At 45.2% G+C, this 21,870-nt stretch carries 18 protein-coding genes and 2 pseudogenes; 18 read left to right on the forward strand and 2 right to left on the reverse strand.

Annotation, left to right across the window (positions count from 1 at the left end):
* Positions 1 to 9: 9 nt before the first annotated feature.
* The 3 genes from gatC to gatB are packed head-to-tail and all read left to right on the forward strand — an operon-like array spanning position 10 to position 3,304.
* Entirely contained in the window at positions 10 to 309 is a 300-nt protein-coding gene (gene gatC / locus PHILAsVB114_RS02265; protein ID WP_095697780.1) for an Asp-tRNA(Asn)/Glu-tRNA(Gln) amidotransferase subunit GatC, read from the forward strand.
* Complete coding sequence (gene gatA, locus PHILAsVB114_RS02270) at positions 306 to 1,802, forward strand: Asp-tRNA(Asn)/Glu-tRNA(Gln) amidotransferase subunit GatA (RefSeq protein ID WP_095697781.1); 1,497 nt, start codon at positions 306 to 308, stop codon at positions 1,800 to 1,802. Before gatC ends, gatA begins: the two co-directional genes overlap by 4 nt.
* Positions 1,751 to 3,304: an Asp-tRNA(Asn)/Glu-tRNA(Gln) amidotransferase subunit GatB gene (gatB, locus tag PHILAsVB114_RS02275; RefSeq protein ID WP_420021981.1), complete on the forward strand. Its 1,554-nt coding sequence runs from the start codon at positions 1,751 to 1,753 to the stop codon at positions 3,302 to 3,304. The genes gatA and gatB overlap by 52 nt, the downstream gene beginning before the upstream one ends.
* Positions 3,305 to 3,307: 3 nt before the next feature.
* On the opposite strand, the gene PHILAsVB114_RS02280 is transcribed toward gatB, so the two are convergent.
* On the reverse strand, positions 3,308 to 4,762 hold the full coding sequence (locus PHILAsVB114_RS02280) for an MFS transporter (RefSeq protein WP_095697783.1): 1,455 nt from the start codon (positions 4,760 to 4,762) through the stop codon (positions 3,308 to 3,310).
* A 55-nt stretch (positions 4,763 to 4,817) separates the two neighbouring features.
* Between PHILAsVB114_RS02280 and ilvD the strand changes: the two genes are divergently transcribed.
* The 15 genes and pseudogenes from ilvD (at position 4,818) to rlmN (ending at position 20,542) form a co-directional block, all read left to right on the forward strand.
* Positions 4,818 to 6,491 (forward strand): dihydroxy-acid dehydratase, encoded by a 1,674-nt coding sequence (ilvD, locus tag PHILAsVB114_RS02285; RefSeq protein WP_095697784.1) that lies wholly within the window; start codon positions 4,818 to 4,820, stop codon positions 6,489 to 6,491.
* Between the two features lie 226 nt (positions 6,492 to 6,717).
* A complete protein-coding gene (locus PHILAsVB114_RS02290) occupies positions 6,718 to 8,445 on the forward strand; it encodes an acetolactate synthase large subunit (protein ID WP_095698654.1) in 1,728 nt (575 codons plus the stop codon).
* A pseudogene (gene ilvN, locus PHILAsVB114_RS02295) lies at positions 8,445 to 8,681 on the forward strand (acetolactate synthase small subunit); the annotation flags it as partial. The gene PHILAsVB114_RS02290 and the pseudogene ilvN, both read left to right, overlap by 1 nt.
* Before the next feature lie 86 nt (positions 8,682 to 8,767).
* On the forward strand, positions 8,768 to 9,793 hold the full coding sequence (gene ilvC, locus PHILAsVB114_RS02300) for a ketol-acid reductoisomerase (RefSeq protein WP_204246856.1): 1,026 nt from the start codon (positions 8,768 to 8,770) through the stop codon (positions 9,791 to 9,793).
* A pseudogene (locus PHILAsVB114_RS02305) lies at positions 9,759 to 10,727 on the forward strand (hydroxyacid dehydrogenase); the annotation flags it as partial. The gene ilvC and the pseudogene PHILAsVB114_RS02305, both read left to right, overlap by 35 nt.
* 15 nt (positions 10,728 to 10,742) lie before the next feature.
* A complete protein-coding gene (locus PHILAsVB114_RS02310) occupies positions 10,743 to 11,780 on the forward strand; it encodes a 3-isopropylmalate dehydrogenase (RefSeq protein ID WP_095697787.1) in 1,038 nt (345 codons plus the stop codon).
* A 4-nt stretch (positions 11,781 to 11,784) separates the two neighbouring features.
* The gene (locus tag PHILAsVB114_RS02315) at positions 11,785 to 12,864 is read left to right on the forward strand and encodes a branched-chain amino acid aminotransferase (RefSeq protein ID WP_095697788.1); all 1,080 of its coding nucleotides are present in this window, start codon (positions 11,785 to 11,787) and stop codon (positions 12,862 to 12,864) included.
* Positions 12,864 to 14,453, forward strand: coding sequence for a citramalate synthase (gene cimA / locus PHILAsVB114_RS02320; RefSeq protein WP_095697789.1), 1,590 nt, complete (start codon positions 12,864 to 12,866; stop codon positions 14,451 to 14,453). Before PHILAsVB114_RS02315 ends, cimA begins: the two co-directional genes overlap by 1 nt.
* A gap of 9 nt (positions 14,454 to 14,462) precedes the next feature.
* Entirely contained in the window at positions 14,463 to 15,380 is a 918-nt protein-coding gene (locus PHILAsVB114_RS02325; RefSeq protein WP_095697790.1) for a tyrosine recombinase XerC, read from the forward strand.
* 213 nt (positions 15,381 to 15,593) lie between these two features.
* Positions 15,594 to 16,394 carry a 30S ribosomal protein S2 gene (rpsB, locus tag PHILAsVB114_RS02330; RefSeq protein WP_095697791.1) on the forward strand — a complete coding sequence of 267 codons (801 nt, stop codon included), beginning with the start codon at positions 15,594 to 15,596 and terminating at the stop codon, positions 16,392 to 16,394.
* 3 nt (positions 16,395 to 16,397) lie between these two features.
* Positions 16,398 to 17,222: a translation elongation factor Ts gene (gene tsf, locus PHILAsVB114_RS02335; protein WP_095697792.1), complete on the forward strand. Its 825-nt coding sequence runs from the start codon at positions 16,398 to 16,400 to the stop codon at positions 17,220 to 17,222.
* Positions 17,223 to 17,262: 40 nt separating this feature from the next.
* Positions 17,263 to 17,985 (forward strand): UMP kinase, encoded by a 723-nt coding sequence (gene pyrH / locus PHILAsVB114_RS02340; protein ID WP_095697793.1) that lies wholly within the window; start codon positions 17,263 to 17,265, stop codon positions 17,983 to 17,985.
* 25 nt (positions 17,986 to 18,010) lie between these two features.
* Complete coding sequence (frr, locus tag PHILAsVB114_RS02345; protein WP_095697794.1) at positions 18,011 to 18,574, forward strand: ribosome recycling factor; 564 nt, start codon at positions 18,011 to 18,013, stop codon at positions 18,572 to 18,574.
* A gap of 16 nt (positions 18,575 to 18,590) precedes the next feature.
* Positions 18,591 to 19,436 carry a phosphatidate cytidylyltransferase gene (locus PHILAsVB114_RS02350; protein WP_095697795.1) on the forward strand — a complete coding sequence of 282 codons (846 nt, stop codon included), beginning with the start codon at positions 18,591 to 18,593 and terminating at the stop codon, positions 19,434 to 19,436.
* Complete coding sequence (gene rlmN, locus PHILAsVB114_RS02355; RefSeq protein ID WP_095697796.1) at positions 19,433 to 20,542, forward strand: dual-specificity RNA methyltransferase RlmN; 1,110 nt, start codon at positions 19,433 to 19,435, stop codon at positions 20,540 to 20,542. The genes PHILAsVB114_RS02350 and rlmN overlap by 4 nt, the downstream gene beginning before the upstream one ends.
* Here rlmN and PHILAsVB114_RS02360 read toward each other — a convergent pair.
* Positions 20,534 to 21,853, reverse strand: coding sequence for an NAD(P)/FAD-dependent oxidoreductase (locus tag PHILAsVB114_RS02360; RefSeq protein WP_095697797.1), 1,320 nt, complete (start codon positions 21,851 to 21,853; stop codon positions 20,534 to 20,536). The two genes, rlmN and PHILAsVB114_RS02360, sit on opposite strands and share 9 nt — an antisense overlap.
* Between the last annotated feature and the right edge of the window lie 17 nt (positions 21,854 to 21,870).

Below are 21,870 nucleotides of genomic sequence, written 5' to 3' on the forward strand. Positions count from 1 at the left end.
ACTGCACACATGAGTTCACTTTCCCGTGATGACGTAGCCAACTTAGCTCGTTTGGCTCGAATCGAGATGACGGATCAAGAACTCGAAAATCTCACAACAGAGTTTGGTGTAATTCTTAACGCCGTAGCGCGTGTACAAGAAGTTGCTACAACAGATGTGGCTGCGACATCTCATCCACTGCCGCTTAAAAACATATTTAGAAGCGATGTAGTAATTCCAAGCTTGACTCCAGAGGAAGCACTCTCTGGAGCGCCTGCAAGTGAAGAACAACGTTTCCGTGTTCCGCAAATTCTTGGTGAAGAAGCATGATTAAGAATTCAGCGGCAGAAATGTCTGCAGCGCTTTCAAGTGGGGCCACAACTTCTGTGGCTCTCACGCAAGCACACCTCGATCGTATTTCAGAAGTTGATGGCAAAGTCCATGCTTTTTTATATGTTGATACTCAAGGCGCACTTGAACAAGCAAAAAAAGTTGATGATGCGCGAGCTCGTGGTGAAAAGTTAGGCCCACTCGCAGGGGTTCCACTTGCACTTAAAGATGTTCTTGTACAAAAAGGTGTACCAACTACGTGTGGATCGAAAATTCTCGAAGGATGGCGCCCGCCCTATGACTCCACGGTTGTCACGAATTTAAAAAACGCTGGTGTTGTAATTCTCGGCAAAACTAATATGGATGAATTCGCAATGGGTTCTTCAACTGAAAATTCTGCATATGGCCCAACTCATAATCCTTGGGATCTCACTCGTATCCCTGGTGGTTCAGGCGGTGGATCTTCCGCAGCTCTTGCAGCATTTGAAGCACCTCTTGCAATCGGAACTGACACTGGTGGTTCAATTCGCCAACCTGCTGCAGTAACCGGAACAGTTGGAGTTAAACCAACATACGGTGGAGTTTCTCGCTACGGACTCGTTGCTTTTTCTTCTTCCCTTGACCAAGCAGGTCCATGTGCGCGAACAGTTTTAGATACTGCGTTATTGCACGAAGTAATTGCAGGCCATGATCCAAGAGATTCAACGAGTATTAATGCACCAGTTCCACAAGTCGTAGCCGCAGCGAAAAGCGGTGATGTGAAGGGAATGAAGATAGGTGTTGTTAAAGAACTCAATGGTGATGGCTATCAAGCTGGAGTTCGCCAACGCTTTGAAGAGTCACTTGAATTACTAGCACAAGCTGGCGCAGAAATTGTTGAAGTATCAGCACCAAATTTTGAATACGCATTAGCTGCTTATTACTTAATTGCTCCTTCAGAGTGTTCATCTAACTTGGCACGCTTTGATGCGATGCGTTATGGATTGCGTGTGGGCGATACTGATGGTGCATCTGCTGAATCAGTTATGAATATGACTCGCGAAGTGGGTTTTGGTCGCGAAGTCAAGCGCCGTATTTTGCTCGGAACGTATGCGCTTTCTTCAGGTTATTACGATGCCTATTACGGAAGCGCTCAGAAAGTGCGAACACTGATTACTCAAGATTTCAACAAGGCTTTTGAAAAGTGTGATGTGATGGTCTCGCCAACATGTCCAACAACTGCATTTAAAATTGGCGAGAAAGCAAATGATCCACTTGCGATGTATCTCAATGACATTGCAACTATTCCCGTAAACATGGCTGGTATCGGTGGCATGAGTGTGCCAAGTGGTGTTGCACCAGAAGATGGCTTGCCAGTTGGATTTCAAATCATGTCACCTGTGATGCAAGACCAAAGAATGTATTCAGTTGGCGCCGCCCTTGAAGCCGCACTTCTGAGCAAATGGGGAGCACCATTGCTTTCACAAGCTCCTGCATTAGGTGGTGTTGCATGAGCGCGTTGACTTATGAAGATGTCATCTCAAAGTACGAACCAGTATTAGGACTAGAAGTTCACGTTGAGTTAAATACCAACTCCAAAATGTTTTGTGGTTGCAGCACAATTTTCGGTGCCGAACCAAACACGCAAACCTGTCCCGTCTGTTTAGCAATGCCAGGGGCGCTTCCGGTTGTTAATGAGAAAGCAATCGAATCCACAATATTGATCGGCTTGGCCCTGAATTGCTCGATTGCTCCATTTAGTCGATTTGCTCGAAAGAATTATTTCTATCCAGATATGCCTAAGAATTTTCAGATTTCACAGTACGACGAACCGATTTGTGTCAACGGATATGTCGATGTTGAAATCGATACTGATGAAGGCCCACAGAGTTTTAGAATTGAAATCGAACGTGTGCACATGGAAGAAGACACAGGAAAATCACTGCACGTCGGTGGCGCAACTGGTCGAATTCATGGGGCTGATTACTCACTACTTGATTACAACCGCGCCGGTATTCCACTGGTTGAAATTGTTACCAAAATTGTTCCTGGAACAGGAAAATATGCACCAGAAGTTGCAAAGGCTTACGTTGCAGAACTACGCGATATTTTGCGCTCACTCGGTGTCAGCGATGTAAAAATGGAGCAGGGCTCACTTAGATGTGACGCTAACGTCTCACTTCGATTAATCGGTTCCGAAGTTCTAGGAACACGAAGTGAAACTAAAAACGTTAACTCATTGCGCTCTGTTGAACGCGCCATTCGCGGCGAAATGATTCGCCATGCAGAACGACTTAACAATGGTGAAAAGGTTGTCCAGGAAACGCGTCACTTCCAAGAAGACACTGGACTTACGCGTTCAGGTCGTTCAAAAGAACAGGCTGAGGATTATCGCTACTTCCCAGAACCAGATTTAGTACCAGTTGCACCCGATGCGCAGTGGATTGAAAAACTGCGTGCAGGATTGCCTGAGCGACCATCACTACGACGTAAACGTCTGCAAGAACAATGGTCTGTGCCAGATAAAGAGATGGCAGCAATGATTAATGCTGACGTTCTCAATATTGTGGAAGAAACTGTGCTTTTAGGTGCTGATCCAACAAAAGCGCGTTCATGGTGGCTCGGTGAAATTTCTCGCTTAGCAAATGAAAAAGAAGTGGCAATTACTGAATTAGCGATAACTGCCAAAGATGTTGCAGAAATTGTCTCTCTAGTTGCACAGGGTGAGCTGACAGATAAGTTAGCCAGACAAGTTGTTGAAGGAGTAATTGCTGGAGAAGGAAGTCCGGCACAAGTAATAAGTACTCGTGGAATCAAAGTTGTTAATGACGATGGCGCGCTCATGGCTGCGATTGAAAAAGTTTGCTCAGAACAATCCGAAACTGCCGAGAAGGTTCGCAATGGCCACTTGCCTGCAGCCGGTGCACTCATCGGTGCAGTCATGAAAGAGACAAAGGGCCAAGCAGATGCCGCTCGGGTTCGAGAGCTTCTACTTGGCCACCTTGGTCAAGCCTAGAAATTAGTGAGCGATAGCGCCTTCAGTTTCAACAACTGCTTCTTTTCCAATATTAATAAAGAAGAAAAGAACAACTGCGCCAACTAGCAGCAACACGGAGCTAACTGTAAATGCCACAGTAAAGCCATGTGTAATTCCAAATGCTGGAGTTCTATCTGGATTACTTGCCATATAAGAAGTAGCTGCCGTTGCAGCAACAGTGTTAAGAAGTGCGGTTCCGAGTGATCCGCCGACTTGCTGGCTTGTATTTAACAACGCACTTGCAACACCAGCATCACGATTGCCGACTCCGTGAAGAGAAGTTGTAGAAAGTGGAATAAACACAAGTGCCATACCGCTGGACATAATCAGAAGTGAAGGCAATACGTGAGTTACATATGAAGTTTCAGGTGTAATGCGAGTGAGCATTAGTAATCCAACTGATGCAGCAACTAATCCAGGAACCATCAGTGGCTTAGGTCCAACTTTTGGAAGTAATTGTGAGGCAATTCCTGCAAAGACAATGATGCCTGCTGTAAATGGCAAGAATGCAAAGCCTGAACGAAGTGGCGTATATCCAAGAACTGTTTGTAAATACAGACCTAGAAACAAGAACATTGAGAAAAGTCCTGCACCAACAACGAGTGAACCGAGGTATGAACCACCACGGTTGCGTTCAGTCACCACGCGCATTGGCATCAATGGATTTGCAACCTTTGTCTCGATCAAGACAAATGCAGCTAGGAGAACTACAGAGACACCTAGGAATGTAAGAGTCGTATTATCTGACCAACCCTTTGTGGCTGCTTCATTAAATCCATAGACGAGTGCGAATAATCCAGCAGATGCGGTAAAGACACCTGGCAAGTCATAGCTGTGATCACCCCCTGCTTTAGATTCATGCACATACTTAATTGCAAGTAGAGCTGCCGCAATTGCGATTGGAGTGTTGACTCCAAGACACCAACGCCATGAGAAGTATTCAGTTAACGCTCCACCCAGAATTAATCCGATTGCAGCACCGCCACCTGAAATTGCGCCATAGACGCCAAATGCGCGCGCACGCTCTTTTGGATCTGTAAATGTAACGCTGACAATTGAAAGTGCAGCAGGTGCCAGAAGCGCACCGAAGACACCTTGCAATGCACGCGATGCGAATAGCAGTTCTTGAGTAGATGCAATACCGCCCAATGCTGATGCAGCGGCAAAACCGAGGAGGCCGATCATGAATATTTTCTTGCGACCGACAAAGTCAGCGATGCGTCCGCCCAAAAGTAAGAGTGAACCAAATGCGAGGGTGTATGCCGTAATAACCCATTGTTGATTTGCATCGGAAATACCAAGTTCAGCCTTAGCACTTGGTATTGCAATATTTACGATTGAACTATCAAGAACAACCATGAGTTGAGCAACTGCTATGACGAGAAGTGTGCGCCAGCGATCTGGTGCCTGGCCTGCTGGATAGTTTGGGTTGGTCATGCAAAAGCTCCAATTCAGATTCAAATTATTGTTATTTAGAGGATAGAATCATCTCATGTCTGACATGAAGCCGCGTTCCGGAGTAGTTACCGACGGACTTGAGCGAGCACCTGCACGTGGAATGTTACGTGCTGTTGGTATGGGAGATGAAGATTGGGTCAAACCTCAAATAGGTATTGCATCATCGTGGAATGAAATTACTCCTTGCAATATGTCACTTGATCGTTTAGCAAAAGCTTCGAAAGAGGGAGTATTTGCAGCAGGTGGTTTTCCTATGCAGTTTGGAACTATTTCAGTTTCTGATGGAATATCAATGGGCCATGAAGGAATGCACTTCTCATTAGTATCTCGAGAAATAATTGCAGATTCCGTTGAAACGGTTATGCAAGCAGAACGATTTGATGGAATGGTTACCTTCGCCGGTTGCGACAAATCACTGCCTGGAATGATGATGGCAGCAGCGCGTTTAGATGTTGCCAGTGTTTTTGTTTATGCAGGTTCTACATTGCCTGGTCAGGTGGATGGTCAAGATGTCACGATCATTGATGCGTTTGAAGCTGTTGGTGCATGTGCGCGAGGATTGATTACACAAGAGCGAGTAGATCAAATTGAACGTGCAATTTGTCCAGGTGAAGGTGCCTGCGGAGGCATGTACACCGCGAACACAATGGCAGCAATCGGCGAAGCGCTAGGTCTGTCATTGCCTGGCTCTGCAGCTCCTCCTGCAGTTGATCGCCGTAGAGATGCATACGCCATCAAATCAGGTGAAGCAGTTGTAAATTTAATTCGTCTAGGTATTACTACTCGACAAATTCTGACCAAAAAAGCCTTTGAAAATGCGATCACTATTTTAATGGCACTTGGTGGATCAACTAATGCGGTACTTCATTTGTTGGCAATTGCAAACGAGGCTGAAGTCGATTTAACACTCGAAGATTTCAATCGTATTGGTGCGAAAGTTCCATTATTAGGTGACTTAAAGCCTTTTGGTAAATTTGTTATGACAGATCTTGATCGCGTAGGTGGAATTCCAGTTGTTCTAAAGATCTTGTTAGATGCCGGATATCTACATGGTGATACGTTGACGGTTACTGGAAAAACAATGGCTGAAAATCTAGCCGACATTAATCCACCATTTCCTGACGGCGTAGTTGTGCACCCTGCCAACAGCCCACTGTCTAAAGATGTTGGAATCACAATTCTTGGTGGTTCGCTAGCGCCAGAAGGAGCGGTCTGTAAAACCGCTGGAATTGGAATTGATTCCTTTGAAGGTCCTGCACGTGTTTTTAATCGTGAGCAAGCCGCAATGGATGCAGTAGAAGATGGAACAATTAAATCTGGCGATGTCATTGTTATTCGTTACGAAGGTCCTAAAGGTGGACCTGGAATGCGCGAAATGTTAATGGTTACTGGTGCAATAAAAGGTGCCGGTTTAGGTAAATCAGTTTTGCTATTAACTGATGGACGATTCTCTGGTGGTTCAACTGGTTTGTGTGTTGGTCACGTTGCACCAGAGGCTGTCGATGGTGGACCGATTGCATTTATCAAAGATGGCGATCGTATTAAAATTGACACGGTAAAGCGCACGTTGGATTTATTAGTTGATGGCGCCGAACTTGAAAAACGAAAAGTTGGTTGGAAGCCATTGCCACACAAATTCACCCGTGGCGTGTTAGCTAAGTACTGCAAAGTTGTCGGATCTGCCTCAAAAGGCGCCGTCTGCGGCTAACTTCGCTCAAATTCTGAGATGTTTCAATCTGGGGTTGACGCTTTGAGCCTATCTATTGGACAATAAAGCCATGTCAACAAAGCCAAGCCGCCTCGTGGTGGTGATTTAAAAGCGCGTGATCTAGCAAAACGATCGCGCGCTACCCTCAGTTGATCTGAGGGTTTTTTACTTTAACCAAGCATTAGAAAGGAGAAAAGCAAAAGTGAGTACACCTAATGGCACAGCAATGAATGGTGCAACAAGTTTGGTCAAATCACTTGAAGCCGCAGGAGTCGACGTAATGTTCGGTATTCCTGGTGGCGCGATTCTTCCTGCCTATGATCCAATTTTTGATTCAAAGATCAGACACATCCTTGTTCGCCACGAACAAGGAGCGGGCCACGCTGCAACTGGATATGCGCAAGTATCTGGTCGCGCTGGAGTGTGTATTGCAACCTCTGGTCCAGGGGCTACAAATTTAGTTACACCACTTGCAGATGCAGCAATGGATTCAGTTCCACTTGTTGCAATCACTGGTCAAGTTCCTAGCGCTGCAATCGGCACAGATGCATTTCAAGAAGCTGACATCCGTGGCATCACGATGCCTTTTACAAAGCACAATTATTTAATAACTGATCCTGCCGAAATCCCACGCGCAATTGCCGAAGCTTTTCACATTGCAACAACTGGACGTCCAGGGCCTGTGTTAGTCGATATTGCTAAAGATGCCCTGCAAAAACAGACAGTCTTTAATTGGCCGGCATCTGTTTCACTTAAGGGTTATCAACCAACCGTGCAAGCAAATGCACAATCCATATCTGATGCAGCAGCGCTGATTACGCAATCACATCGCCCAGTGTTTTACGTGGGCGGCGGAATCATGAAAGCGAACGCCTCTAAAGAATTACGCGAAATCGCAGAATTACTTGGTGCACCTGTTGTAACAACATTGATGGCACTTGGATCTTTTCCTCACAGTCATCCATTGCATATGGGTATGCCTGGAATGCATGGTTCAGTTGCCGCTGTTACGACGCTTCAAAAGTCAGATCTTCTTATTACTTTAGGTGCACGTTTCGATGATCGTGTAACCGGAAAGCTTTCTACTTTTGCAGTTAATGCAAAGGTTATTCACTGTGATATAGATCCCGCAGAAATTGGAAAGAATCGTTTTGCAGATGTTCCAGTAATCGGGGATTTAAAGCACACACTCATTGCACTTATTCCTGCTCTTAAAGCAGCGCTAGCTAAAGACCGCCCTGATTTATCTACATGGTTGCGCCAAGTAAATAACTTAAAGAGCACATACCCATTGGGTTATGACAAACCATCAGATGGTTCGGTTTCCCCTCAATACGTCATTGAACGTCTTGGAAAACTATCCGCACCCGACAGTATTTATGTTGCAGGTGTTGGCCAACATCAAATGTGGGCTGCGCAATTTGTTCCTTACGAACTTCCACGCACGTGGTTAAATTCTGGTGGACTTGGCACGATGGGTTATTCCGTTCCCGCTGCGATGGGTGCAAAAGTTGCAGCGCCAGATACAACTGTGTGGTCAATCGACGGTGATGGTTGCTTCCAGATGACAAACCAAGAATTAGTTACGTGCGCACTTAATAACATTCCAATCAAGGTTGCAATTATCAATAACGAAAGCCTTGGCATGGTTCGGCAGTGGCAAACCTTGTTCTATGAAGGCCGTTATTCAAATACAAACCTTGAATCAAAGCGCGTGCCAGATTTTCCTAAATTAGCCGATGCAATGGGTTGCATAGGTTTAAGTTGTGATCGCCCAGAAGATGTTGATAAGACAATTGAAAAAGCACTGTCAATTAATGATCAACCAGTAGTAGTTGATTTTAGAGTTCATCGTGATGCAATGGTGTGGCCAATGGTCGCAGCCGGAACTTCAAATGATGACATCATGATCGCGCGCGAAATGGCGCCTGACTGGGATTCACAGGAGCTCTAATGAGTAAACACACACTCGAAGTTCTCGTTGAAAACTCACCTGGCGTACTTGCACGTGTAGCTGGGCTGTTCTCGCGCCGTGCATACAACATTGATGCGCTAACAGTTGGTCCTACCAAAGATCCTGCAATATCAAAGATGCAAATTGATGTCGATGTTGAAGGCCATGCCCTTGAACAAGTTATTTCGCAATTAGACAAGTTGATCAATGTAATTTCGATCAAGGAAATCTTGCCTACTAATGTAAAGACAGCTCCAACCGATACTCAACCTGATTATCAAAACTAACACCAACAAAAATAAGGAGAAATACCGTGGCAACGATGTATCACGAAGAGGATGCCGATCTTTCAATTATCCAAGGACGCAAAGTTGCGATCATTGGCTACGGATCTCAGGGTCATGCTCACGCACTTAACCTGCGTGACAGTGGTGTTGATGTTCGCGTTGGTCTAAAAGATGGTTCACCATCGCGCGCAAAAGCAGAGGCTGAAGGTCTTAAGGTAACCAGCGTTGCCGAAGCAGTTAAAGAAGCAACGGTTATCATGATTTTGGCGCCAGATCATTTGCAGCGCCACATTTATACAGAATCGATTCTGCCAAACCTTAAAGATGGCGATGCACTGTTCTTTGGTCACGGTTTTAATATTCGCTTTGGTTACATCAAACCAAGCACATCAGTTGATGTTGCAATGGTTGCACCTAAGGGACCTGGTCACCTTGTCCGTCGTGAATATGAAGCTGGTCGTGGTGTTCCAGTGATTGTTGCCGTTGAACAAGATTCAACAGGTTCTGCATGGCCATTGACACTTTCATATGCCAAAGCAATTGGTGGATTACGCGCGGGCGGAATCCTTACAACATTTACTGAAGAGACTGAGACAGATCTATTCGGTGAGCAATCAGTTCTATGCGGTGGAGCTTCACAACTAGTTATGTATGGTTTTGAGACTCTTGTCGAAGCAGGCTACCAACCAGAAGTTGCCTACTTTGAATGTCTTCACGAACTTAAGTTAATTGTTGACTTGATGTACGAAGGTGGAATCGCAAAGCAGCGCTGGTCAGTTTCAGATACAGCTGAATTTGGTGATTATGTTTCTGGTCCACGTGTTATCGATCCACACGTTAAAGAGAACATGAAAGCTGTACTTGCTGACATCCAAAGTGGAGCCTTTGCTAAGCGCTTCATTGACGATCAAGAAAACGGTGCTAAAGAATTTACGACATTACGCGCAAAGGGTGAATCACATCCGATTGAATCTGTTGGTCGTGAACTTCGCAAGATGATGTCGTGGGTTAAGGCATCTAATAAAGATGATTACAAAGAGGGAACGGCAGCGCGTGGCTAAACCTGTCGTACTCATCGCTGAAGAACTAAGCCCAGCAACCCTTGAGGTACTTGGTTCAGATTTCGACATTCGTCATTGTGACGGAGCAAATCGAGACGAACTTCTCGCTGCACTGAAATCAGGCGTTGATGCTGTACTTATTCGCTCTGCAACCAAGATGGATGCAGAAGCAATAAGTGCTGCGACAGGATTAAGAGTAATTGCACGTGCAGGCGTTGGACTAGATAACGTTGATATTGATGCAGCAACTGCTGCAAAAGTTATGGTTATCAATGCGCCAACTTCTAACATTGTGAGCGCAGCTGAATTGGCAATTGCATTAATAATGGCTTCTGCACGAAATATTTCTGCAGCCCACGCATCACTTCGTGCAGGCAAATGGGCCCGCTCAAAATTTAGCGGAACCGAAATCTTTGAGAAAACACTGGGAATCGTTGGGTTTGGAAAGATTGGTCAGTTAGTCGCGCATCGCATGAAGGCCTTTGGCATGAATGTGATTGCCTATGATCCGTATTTAACTGCAGAAAAAGTTTCAGCACTTGGAGTCAAGCTCGTAGATTTAGATGAGCTGTTGAAGAATTCAGATTTCATCACTATCCATCTACCAAAAACTAAAGAGACCCTTAATTTAATCGGCGAAGATGCTTTGTCAAAGGTCAAACCAACTGTGCATATTGTTAATGCTGCACGTGGGGGAGTTCTAGATGAGGCCGCTCTATATAAAGCCATCACAGAAGGTCGTGTTGCTGGTGCAGGTATAGATGTTTATGCAACCGAGCCATGCACTGATTCACCTTTATTTTCACTTGATCAAGTTGTAGCAACGCCTCACCTCGGTGCTTCAACGGAGGAAGCTCAAGAGCGTGCTGGCATAGATGTTGCACACTCTGTTCGCAAAGCACTTGCTGGCGAATCAGTCCCAAATGCTGTGAATGCGTGAGGATAAATAATGTCTAAGAATTTTAATTTAGCAGTCATCGCTGGCGATGGCATCGGTCCAGAAGTTGTTGCAGAAGGAATTAAGGTTCTCGATGTTGTCGCAAAGAAATACGGCGCAACCTTTACTAAGACTTCTTATGATTTAGGTGCTGGGTATTGGCACAAAACTGGTGAAGTTTTGCCAGATGCAATCCTTAAAGATATTGCAAAGGCAGATGTGATTCTTCTTGGTGCTGTTGGAGACCCAACAGTTCCCAGCGGTGTATTAGAGCGCGGTTTACTCCTTAAATTGCGATTCGCATTCGATCACTACATCAACTTACGTCCAGCTCGTTTGATGCCAGGAGTAATCTCACCACTTGCCACAAAGCAGCCAATAGATTTTATTGTTGTTCGCGAAGGTACTGAAGGACCATACGTTGGTGCTGGTGGAGTACTTGCTGAAGGAACAGATGCTGAAATAGCAACGGAGGAGAGTTTAAATACTCGCCGCGGCGCCGAACGTGTAATTCGTGATGCATTTAATCGTGCGATGGCTCGTGAGCGCAAGAAACTTACATTGGTTCACAAAAACAATGTATTGACCCGCGCCGGTGGATTGTGGACTCGTACATTTAACGAAGTTGCAAAAGAGTTTCCGCAGGTGACAACGGATTATTTACATGTGGACGCTGCTTCAATGTTCTTTGTGACAAATCCAGAACGATTCGATGTCGTGGTTACAGATAATTTATTCGGAGATATTTTGACTGATATTGCCGCTGCAATTTGTGGTGGCATCGGCCTTGCAGCTTCAGGAAATATCAACCCAACAGGAAAATTTCCCTCAATGTTTGAACCCGTTCACGGATCGGCTCCAGATATTGCAGGAAAAAACATTGCAGACCCAACTGCAACTGTGATGTCAGTTGCCATGATGCTTGATCACTTAGGTTTAACTGATGCAGCGCGCGATGTCGAACGCGCAGTCGCAGCAGATTTAGTTTCACGTGGAGACAAAAAGCGCAGCACAAGTGAAGTTGGAGATGCGCTCGTCGCAGCGTTATAAAGCCATGAAAATTTCATTAAACCCACAAGCAAAGGATGCAGCCACTCGCGATGCACTCGTTGCCGAAGGTGGTTTTGGTAAGTACTACACAGACCACATGGTTGTGTGTGAATGGAATGAAAAAGATGGATGGTCTGAACCTGAATTAAAAGCATACGGTCCGATTTCACTTGATCCTGCAACAGCAGTTTTTCATTACGGACAAGAAATTTTCGAGGGCATGAAGGCATATCGCCAACCAGATGGTGGCATTGGTTTATTTCGCCCGGAGGCAAACGCACGGCGCTTTGCTAAGTCCGCCAATCGTTTAGCACTACCTGAAATGCCAGAAGAGTTGTTTATCCAAACAGTTGAGGCACTTGTTAAACAAGATGCCGGTTGGGTACCAAATAAAGTTGGCGAATCCCTTTATATTCGCCCATTCATGTTTGCCACCGAAGTTGGCTTAGGCGTTCGACCATCGAATAAAGCTTTGTATATGTTAATTGCAACGCCAGCAGGTGCTTATTTTGATCCATCAAAAGCTGTCAATGTTTGGATCTCAACTGAATATGTACGCGCGGCACAAGGTGGAACAGGTGAAGCCAAGTGCGGTGGAAATTATGCAGCTTCCCTTGTTGCGCAAAAGGCTGCAGCTAAAGAAGGTTGCGATCAAGTTGTGTGGATCGATGCGAAAGAACGTAAATGGGTTGAAGAGATGGGCGGAATGAATCTTTATTTTGTTAAAGGCTCTGGCGCCGATGCAACTGTTATTACTCCAAAGTTAACAGGAACTCTTTTGCCTGGAATCACGCGAGATTCCATTCTCTCTGTTGCCAAAGATCTTGGATACAAAACAGAAGAGGTCATGCTCAGTATTGATAATTGGCGAGATGGTGTTGCATCCGGTGAAATAACTGAAATCTTTGCGTGCGGAACTGCGGCAGTTGTGTCCCCGGTTGGAACTGCTAAGAGTGCAATGGGCACATGGGTAACAGGGGGCGGGCAACCTGGAAAAATTACGATGCAAATACGTAATCACCTTTTGGGCATACAACATGGTTCAATCAATGACACACATAAGTGGATGCGCAAGGTCATCTAATGCCGGTTAATGACTCCTTTCATATATATGACACCACTTTGCGCGATGGCGCGCAGCAAGAAGGTTTGAATTTATCAGTTCAAGATAAGTTGGCTATTGCGCGACACTTAGATGATCTGGGCGTTGGATTTATCGAAGGTGGATGGCCTGGTGCAAATCCAAAAGATACAGAGTTTTTTGAACGTGCAAAGAAAGAGTTAAAACTTAAGAATTCAATCTTTGTCGCATTTGGTGCAACACGACGCCCGAATGTAAAGGCTGTAGATGATGCATTATTGGGAGCACTGCGCGATAGCGGAGCACCGGCGGTAACTCTGGTTGCAAAGGCTTTTGATCGCCATGTGGATTTAGCTCTGAAAACTACTCTGGATGAAAACCTTGCGATGATTAAAGATTCTGTTACACATTTAAGAAGTGAAGGACAAAGAGTATTTCTTGATGCTGAGCACTTCTTCGATGGCTATCGGTCAAATCGCGCATACGCTCTTGAAGTAGTTCGAACAGCAGCAGAAGCTGGAGCAGATGTAATCGCATTGTGTGACACAAATGGCGGAATGCTTCCAGATGAACTCTCACAAGTTGTTCACGATGTTTTACAAGCAAGTAAGGCACGACTTGGAATCCACTGTCACAACGACACAGGGTGCGCAGTTGCAAACTCGATGGCTGCAATTGCGGCCGGAGTAACTCACGTACAGGGAACTTTAAATGGCTATGGCGAACGAACAGGTAATGCTGATCTTGTCACAATCATTGCAAATCTAGAATTAAAGAAAAAACAACTTGTGCTTCCTAAAGATGCGTTGCGTGAAGCCTTTAGAATTTCACATGCTGTCGCAGAAGTAACAAATGTTTCTTCTAGTGCGCGTCAGCCATATGTTGGTATCTCAGCTTTTGCACATAAAGCTGGACTACATGCCAGTGCAATCAAAGTTGACCCATCTCTCTATCAACATGAGGACCCTGAATCAGTTGGTAACGACATGCGAATGCTTGTCTCTGAAATGGCTGGACGTGCATCAATCGAATTGAAATCTGTAGAACTCGGTGTTGACCTTGGAGGAGATCGCGAACTCATCGGACGCGTCGTTGATCGCGTGAAAGATTTAGAGTCACACGGATTTACCTTCGAGGCAGCGGATGCATCCTTTGAGCTCTTACTACTTGAGGAAATTTCCGGAAAGCGTCCATCATTTTTTAACATTACCCACTGGGCAACAACGACTGAACGCACAACTAAGTCCGGCATTACAACAAAAGCAGAAGTAAGTGTTGTTGCAAATGGAAAAGAATTTACATGCAGTGGTTCAGGAAACGGACCTGTAAACGCAATTGATAATGCTCTGCGCACTGGACTTAAACAGTTCTATCCTGAACTAGAAGTACTAGAACTTACCGATTACAAGGTGCGTATTCTCGAAGGTCGTTTAGGAACAGGTGCGATCACCCGCGTACTCGTAGAAACGAGTGACGGCAAGGGTGAGTGGAACACCATTGGTGTTCACGAAAATATCATTGCCGCCTCAGCTATGGCACTTGAAGATGCTTTAACCTTCGGCCTTCTTCGACAAGGTCGCAAACCCGAGTAATCTTTACCCATGTCAACACCTACATTAAATGATGTACGTGTCGCTTTTGAAAATGATTTACATATAAAGCGAGATCTCTCACTTCACACCATTCGTGCATATGCTGGTGATTTAGAAAGCTTTTTTACTCATCTACAAGCACTGGGAATTACAGATCTTCAAGGAATTGATATTTCACATATTCGTTCGTGGTTAGCAAATATCTCAGTCAAAGGCGGCGCAAGAACCACACTTGCTCGGCGCGCAGTAACGATTCGATTATTTACTAAATGGGCACAAAAAAATGGTTATTTATCCAAAGATATTGGCGTAACACTTGCAACACCTAAGGGACACAGAGTGTTGCCCGATGTCTTAGGTGTCAACGATGCCAGAGACGTGATGGAGTCAATGGCGATGAGAGCAGGCGAAGAAGATTCTCCATTAGCCATTCGTGACAGTGCAATGCTAGAAATTTTGTATGCAAGTGGTGCTCGTGTTGCAGAGTTATGCGGTTTGGATTTCGAGGCAATTGATTATGACCGCCAGGCTATTCGTGTCATCGGTAAGGGAAATAAAGAACGCTCCATTCCAATTGGAATTCCAGCTATGAAAGCTTTAAAGAATTGGGTTGATAACGCACGCCCACAAATCGCATCCGATAAATCAGGTTCTGCGCTCTTTCTTGGTACGCGAGGCAAACGAATTGATCAACGCACAGTTCGCACAGTGGTTTACGAAGCTTTAAGTGCCATCGAAGGATTAGAAAAATTAGGGCCACACGCCCTGCGACATTCAGCTGCAACTCATCTGCTCGAAGGCGGGGCAGATTTGCGAACTGTGCAGGAAATTTTGGGACACGCATCTCTTGCAACAACGCAGATTTATACCCACGTATCCACCGAGCGTTTGCAAAAAGCGTATAAGCAGGCCCATCCCCGCGCATAACGCGTGGATTTTGCACTCCTGAACCTCAGGTAAGATTTCACCCGCACCAGAGCAATCTGGTGACATCTCAGCACTCATTCGACTTAGTCGAAAATCATTTCGGTCCAGTTCGCTGGTAGATGACGAGTGCGACGGGTTTAACAAATTGTTAAACCAATAACCGAGCGGGTTATTTTTGCTAAGCAGAAATAACCTATGAAGGAGCACGCCATCATGGCTGTTGTAACAATGCGAGAACTCCTCGACAGTGGAGTCCACTTTGGACATCAAACACGTCGCTGGAATCCAAAGATGAAGCGCTTTATTTTCACAGAGCGCAATGGCATCTACATCATCGATATCCAACAATCACTTGCACTTATTGATAATGCATACGAGTTTGTTAAAGATGTCGTTGCAAAGGGCGGACATGTTTTGTTCGTCGGAACAAAGAAAGCGGCACAAGAGCCAATCATCGCTCAAGCCGCACGAGTTGGAATGCCTACTGTTACTGAGCGTTGGCTCGGCGGTATGTTGACTAACTTCCCAACTGTGTACAAGCGCATTCAGCGCCTCAAGGAACTAGAAGCACTAGAAGCAACTAATGACATGTTGCTTACTAAGAAAGAACTTCTAGTACTCCGTCGTGAGCGCGAAAAGCTTCACAAGAACCTTGATGGAATCCGCAACATGACTAAGTTGCCAAGTGCAATTTGGGTTGTAGATACAAAGAAAGAGCACTTAGCTGTCGCTGAAGCAAAGAAGCTCGGCATTCCAGTTATTGCTATTTTGGATACAAATTGCGATCCAGACGAAGTTGATTTCAAGATTCCTGGTAACGATGACGCAATCCGTTCAATTGGTTTGCTCACTCGCGTAATTACAGATGCAATCGTTGCTGGCCTACAAGCTCGCTCAGCTGTTGTAAAAGAAGAGACAAAGACTGAGGCTCCAGTTGTTGCAGCCGATGAACCATTGGCAGACTGGGAAAAAGAAGCAACGCAAGCAGCACCATCAACTCCAGTGGAGGCTTAACACGTGGCTTATTCAGCAGAAGATGTAAAGAAACTGCGTGAAGCAACTGCAGCAGGAATGCTCGATTGCAAAAAGGCACTTGATGAAGCAAATGGTGACTACGACAAAGCTGTAGAAATCATTCGTGTCAAAGGTCTTAAGGGCGTTACAAAGCGTGAAGGCCGTCTGACATCAAATGGTTTAGTTGTTGCAAAAGTTTCAGGCGAAGTTGGAGTAATGCTCGAACTTAACTGCGAAACTGACTTCGTTGCAAAGGGTGAGCGCTTTATTGCACTCGGAGATGAATTAATTGATCACTTGTTGACATCTAAAACAGATAGTGTCGAAGCCTTCCTTGCATCTTCAATGGCAAGTGGCAAGAGTGTGCAATCTGTCATCGATGAGGGCAACGCAACACTTGGCGAAAAGATCGAAATTCGCAATGTTGCTGTTGTAAATGGTCCAGTTGGTTTGTACCTACACAAGACAAGCCCAGATCTTCCACCTCAGGTCGGAGTTTTGGTTTCACTCGCTAAAGAAGCAGCAGAAGTTGGAAAAGATGTTGCCCAGCACATTGCAGCATTTGCACCTAAATTCGTTCATCGCGAAGACGTTCCAGCAGATCTGATCGAAAACGAGCGTCGTATTGCAGAAGAGACCGCTCGCGAAGAAGGCAAGCCAGAAGCGTCACTTTCAAAAATCATTGAAGGTCGAGTCACTGGTTTCGTCAAGGAAGTTAGCTTGATCGAACAAGCATTCGCTAAGGATGCCAAGAAGACTGTGAAGCAGATCCTCGATGAAGCAGGAACCGCCGTCAAGGCATTCCACCGTTTCCGCGTAGGTCAGTAAACTATCTTCTATAACACACCAAGTTGTGAAAGGAGCACTCATGCCCGGTACCAGAGGTAAATACGGGCGAGTGCTCCTTAAACTTTCCGGAGAAGTTTTCGGTGGAGAAAAAGGCATCGGTGTTGATCCAGATGTTGTGCAAGATGTTGCAAAACAAATAGCAGATGTTGTGCGTTCTGGAGTTCAAATAAGTGTTGTCGTCGGCGGTGGAAATTATTTCCGCGGCGCAGAGTTACAACAGCGTGGAATGGATCGTGCGCGCGCTGACTACATGGGAATGCTCGGAACTGTCATGAACTGTTTAGCACTCCAAGATTTCTTAGAAAAAGAGGGCGTTGATACTCGCGTGCAAACTGCGATCACAATGGGACAAGTTGCAGAGCCATATATTCCACGCAGAGCAATTCGCCACCTTGAAAAAGGTCGAGTTGTAATTTTCGGTGCTGGCGCAGGAATGCCTTTCTTCACAACAGATACAGTCGCAGCACAGCGTGCACTGGAAGTTGGTTCAGAAGCTCTGCTTCTAGCTAAGAGCGGTGTTGACGGTGTTTACAACGCTGATCCGAAGAAGGATCCAAGTGCGAAGAAGTACGACACGATCTCATATGACGAAGTTTTGAGTAAATCTTTGGCTGTTGCTGATGCAGCAGCTTTTAGTTTATGCCGTGAGAACAAATTACCAATCGTGGTTTTTGACCTCATGACAAAAGGAAATATCGGTCGCGCAGTACGCGGTGAAACGATCGGAACCCTTGTCGCGTAAGCGATGAGGCTACTAAGGAGTCCTGATGTCAGACATAGCAACCGTACTTAAAGATGCGGAAACCAAGATGAACAAGGCTGTTGATGTCGCCAAAGAAGATTTTGGTGCAATTCGCACAGGCCGTGCACATCCATCACTTTTTAATAAAATTATGGTTGATTACTACGGTACCTACACATCTTTGTCACAGCTTGCATCAATCCAGGTTCCAGAAGCACGCATGGCGTTAATTTCACCTTTTGATAAAGGCGCAATGGCATCAATAGAAAAAGCAATACGTGAATCAGAACTTGGTGTAAATCCAGGCAGTGATGGCGTTGTCATCAGAGTTAATTTTCCACAACTCACAGAAGAGCGCCGCAAGGATTACATCAAAGTGGCCAGAACAAAGGCTGAAGATTCAAAGGTTTCAATGCGCAATATCCGCCGTGCTGCAAAAGAAGCCATAGAGAAATTAGAAAAAGATGGTCATATTGGTAAAGATGATTTGGCTCGCGGGGAAAAAGAATTAGAGAAAATTACTGGCGATCATGTCACTAAAATCGATGAACTGCTTAAGCATAAGGAGAGCGAACTTCTCGAAGTTTGAGAATCGCATATCCGACGTGTCTGATCTGCATTCAATTAATGAAGCGATAAACGCTAAGGCTGGGCGCAAACTCCTGCCTTCGATTTTTGTTGGCTTGTCTTTGGTAGGCCTTATTTGGTTGAGTTTGGCCTATGCACGTGTTTTGTTTGCCCTCTTAATTGCCATCGTTATTTCACTAGCAATTCGCGAGTTAGTTCGCGCATTTGGCGTAGCAAACATCGAGGTTTCATCGGTATCTCTTAATCTTGCAACAATTGGCTTGATATATGCAACATGGATAGATGGTGTCGAAGGATTGGTAGTAGGAACGGCAATCGCTTTTCCTATTCTGCTTATTCTGCGATTACGTAAAGGACCTCATGATTTTGTTCGCAGTGCAACGGCTACGGCCTTTGGATTAATTTATCTACCATTTCTAGCTGGTTTTTTAATTCTATTAGGCCATCCAAGTGACGGACTTGCACGCGTAATGACATTCGTAATTCTGGTTGGCTGCAATGACACATTCGGTTATCTAGTCGGCGTGCTCATAGGACGTCATCCACTTGTTCCAGCTATCAGTCCCAAAAAATCTTGGGAAGGCCTCATTGGTTCAATTATTTTCACACCAGTGGGTGGCGCGCTTTGTTTTCATTACATCCTTGAACTTCAATGGTGGATTGGCATCGTCGTAGGTTTAGTAATTGTTTTCACTGCAACTAGTGGAGATCTCATCGAAAGTGCAATGAAGAGAGACTTATCACTCAAGGACATGGGTTCGATTCTTCCAGGACATGGCGGAGTGTTAGATCGTTTAGATTCTGTTTTATTATCTGCACCTGCTCTGGTTTTAGCACTCGAACTTGTTAAGCGTTTCTCATGACCGAAATTAAGCTCGTTTTTGATGAGCCAGTGCAAAGAAAGAAAGCACCTAAGCATCTAGCTGATTACTCACCTGAGGATCGCCGCGAGATTGCAACCGGTTTAGGTTTACCTGCATTTAGAGCAAATCAAGTTGCTAATCATTACTTCACTCATCTATCAAGTGATCCAAGTGATTGGACTGATATTCCGGCAACAATGCATGATCAAATTCGTGAACATTTCATACCTCAGATGATCACACTTGTTCGCTCTGTTACCTGTGATAACGGTATGACACGCAAAGATCTGTGGAAATTACACGACGGAGTTTTAGTCGAAAGCGTGTTAATGCGTTATACCGATCGCACAACTGTTTGTATTTCATCTCAAGCCGGGTGCGGAATGAATTGTCCTTTCTGCGCAACTGGGCAGGCAGGACTTACTCGAAACTTAAGCGCGGCTGAAATTACAGAACAAATTGTCGCAGCCGCCCGTGCCTGCGCCAATGGCGAATTACCTGGTGGGCCAACTCGTTTATCAAACGTTGTCTTTATGGGCATGGGAGAACCCCTTGCCAATTACAACGCTGTAATGCGAACCGTTCGAAACATCACCACTCCAACTCCAGATGGACTTGGAATCAGTGCACGCTCAGTAACAGTGTCAACTGTTGGAGTTGTAAACGGAATTGAGAAATTAACTGAAGAGGGCATTTCAGTCACTTTAGCTGTTTCACTTCATACTCCAGATGATGAGTTACGAGATACGTTGGTTCCTATTAATTCGCGCTGGAAAGTCAAAGAAGTTCTTGCCGCAGCCGATGCATATGAGAAGAAAACTGGGCGCCGGTATTCAATTGAGTACGCAATGATTCGAGATATCAACGATCAATCATGGCGCGCGGATCTCTTAGGCAGACTTCTCAAAAATCGAAATGCACATGTTAATTTGATTCCACTTAACCCAACACCAGGTTCGAAATGGACTGCGTCCAGACCTCAGGATGAAAAAGAGTTTGTCAGAATCCTTGAAGGTTATGGCGTTGCAGTGACAGTTCGAGATACACGCGGACGCGAAATCGATGGTGCGTGCGGTCAATTGGCAGCAGCCGAAAAGCTAAAGTAGTTTTTCAATAAGTTTGCCGAGCAAACTTGGACGTCTCGTAATCTTTTCTTCAATGTCTGCAAGTTCTGAAAGTTTGATTCCTAAATTAACACCGAGCCATCGAAATGGTTCTGGTTCCCAATTCGCACTCTTCCATCCAACGTATGGCAAAGATGCGCGGACGCTATTTTTCCCGAGAATGAGATCGGCCATTGAATGTGCTGCAAGATAGGAAAGCGTGACGCCATCTCCAACATATCCGCCGAAGGCGCCAAAGCGGCCATCCCATTGCAAATATGGTGCCCAATCTCGCTTAACAGTTACGGCTCCACCCCATGCATGAGTGAATGAGTAATTCTTTAATTCAGGAAACCATTGGATCGCAGTTTCTCTGAGTTGCTTATGAATTTTTGCGTGCTGTTCTGACTTGTTACTTCGCGCAGACCCCCATTTATATGGCGCTCCACGTCCACCCATTGCAATTCGATTATCGGCTGTTCTTTGAGCATATGTAACAAGGTGTCGATTCTCATGAAAAGTTGGGCGATTATCCAAACCATATTTATTCCAAAACTCATCAGGCAGGGGCTCTGTTGCAATCATCAGGGAATAAATCGGAATTTGTTCTCTGTTTTTCTCGTGATAGGCCTCAATAGCACGAACTACAAATTTAGATTCGATTCTCTTACCTTTAACCTTAACAACTCCATCTGATGAGAGATCAGCAAAGGTATTTTCAAAGATATGTACTCCGCGTTGTGCTAAAGATTTTGCAAGTGCAACAACTAATTGAGTGGGATTAATGGTCGCACAATCTGGATTAAAGGATGCACCAACAGTGTCTGACATTTTGATTTTCAACAGAGTTTGATCTTTATCCAGGATGCTTTCACGGGGGAGTAAGCCCTTTTTTATGCGTTTGAATTGTGCGTTACTGCGTGCAACTGTCAGTGAGCCACTTTTTATAAATGCGATGCTCTCTTGGGATTGTGCGGCAAATTGACCGATTTCATCGATAGATTTTTCAAGTTCAGTATGTAAGTCCGCAATGCTTTGCGCACTGGCATGTTTTGCTAAAGCGCTGTCCTCAATGGGATACAAAGCAGAAGCCCATCCACCATTTCTACCACTGGCACCAGAACCAACTTGGTGCGCCTCAAGTATTGCAATTGATAAATCTGGTGAAGAATTAAGTAGGTGATGCGCCGTCCACATTCCGGAATAGCCACCACCAACTATTACGACATCCCACTGGCGTTCTAGCTCGCCGGGCGTGAAGGTTGGATGGGCAGCACTGCTCCACCAGAGGCTTGCTTCTGCCTGATTTCCCACGGCAACATCTTAGATGT

Source organism: Candidatus Planktophila limnetica, from assembly GCF_002288365.1.
GTDB classification, from domain to species: Bacteria; Actinomycetota; Actinomycetes; order Nanopelagicales; family Nanopelagicaceae; genus Planktophila; species Planktophila limnetica.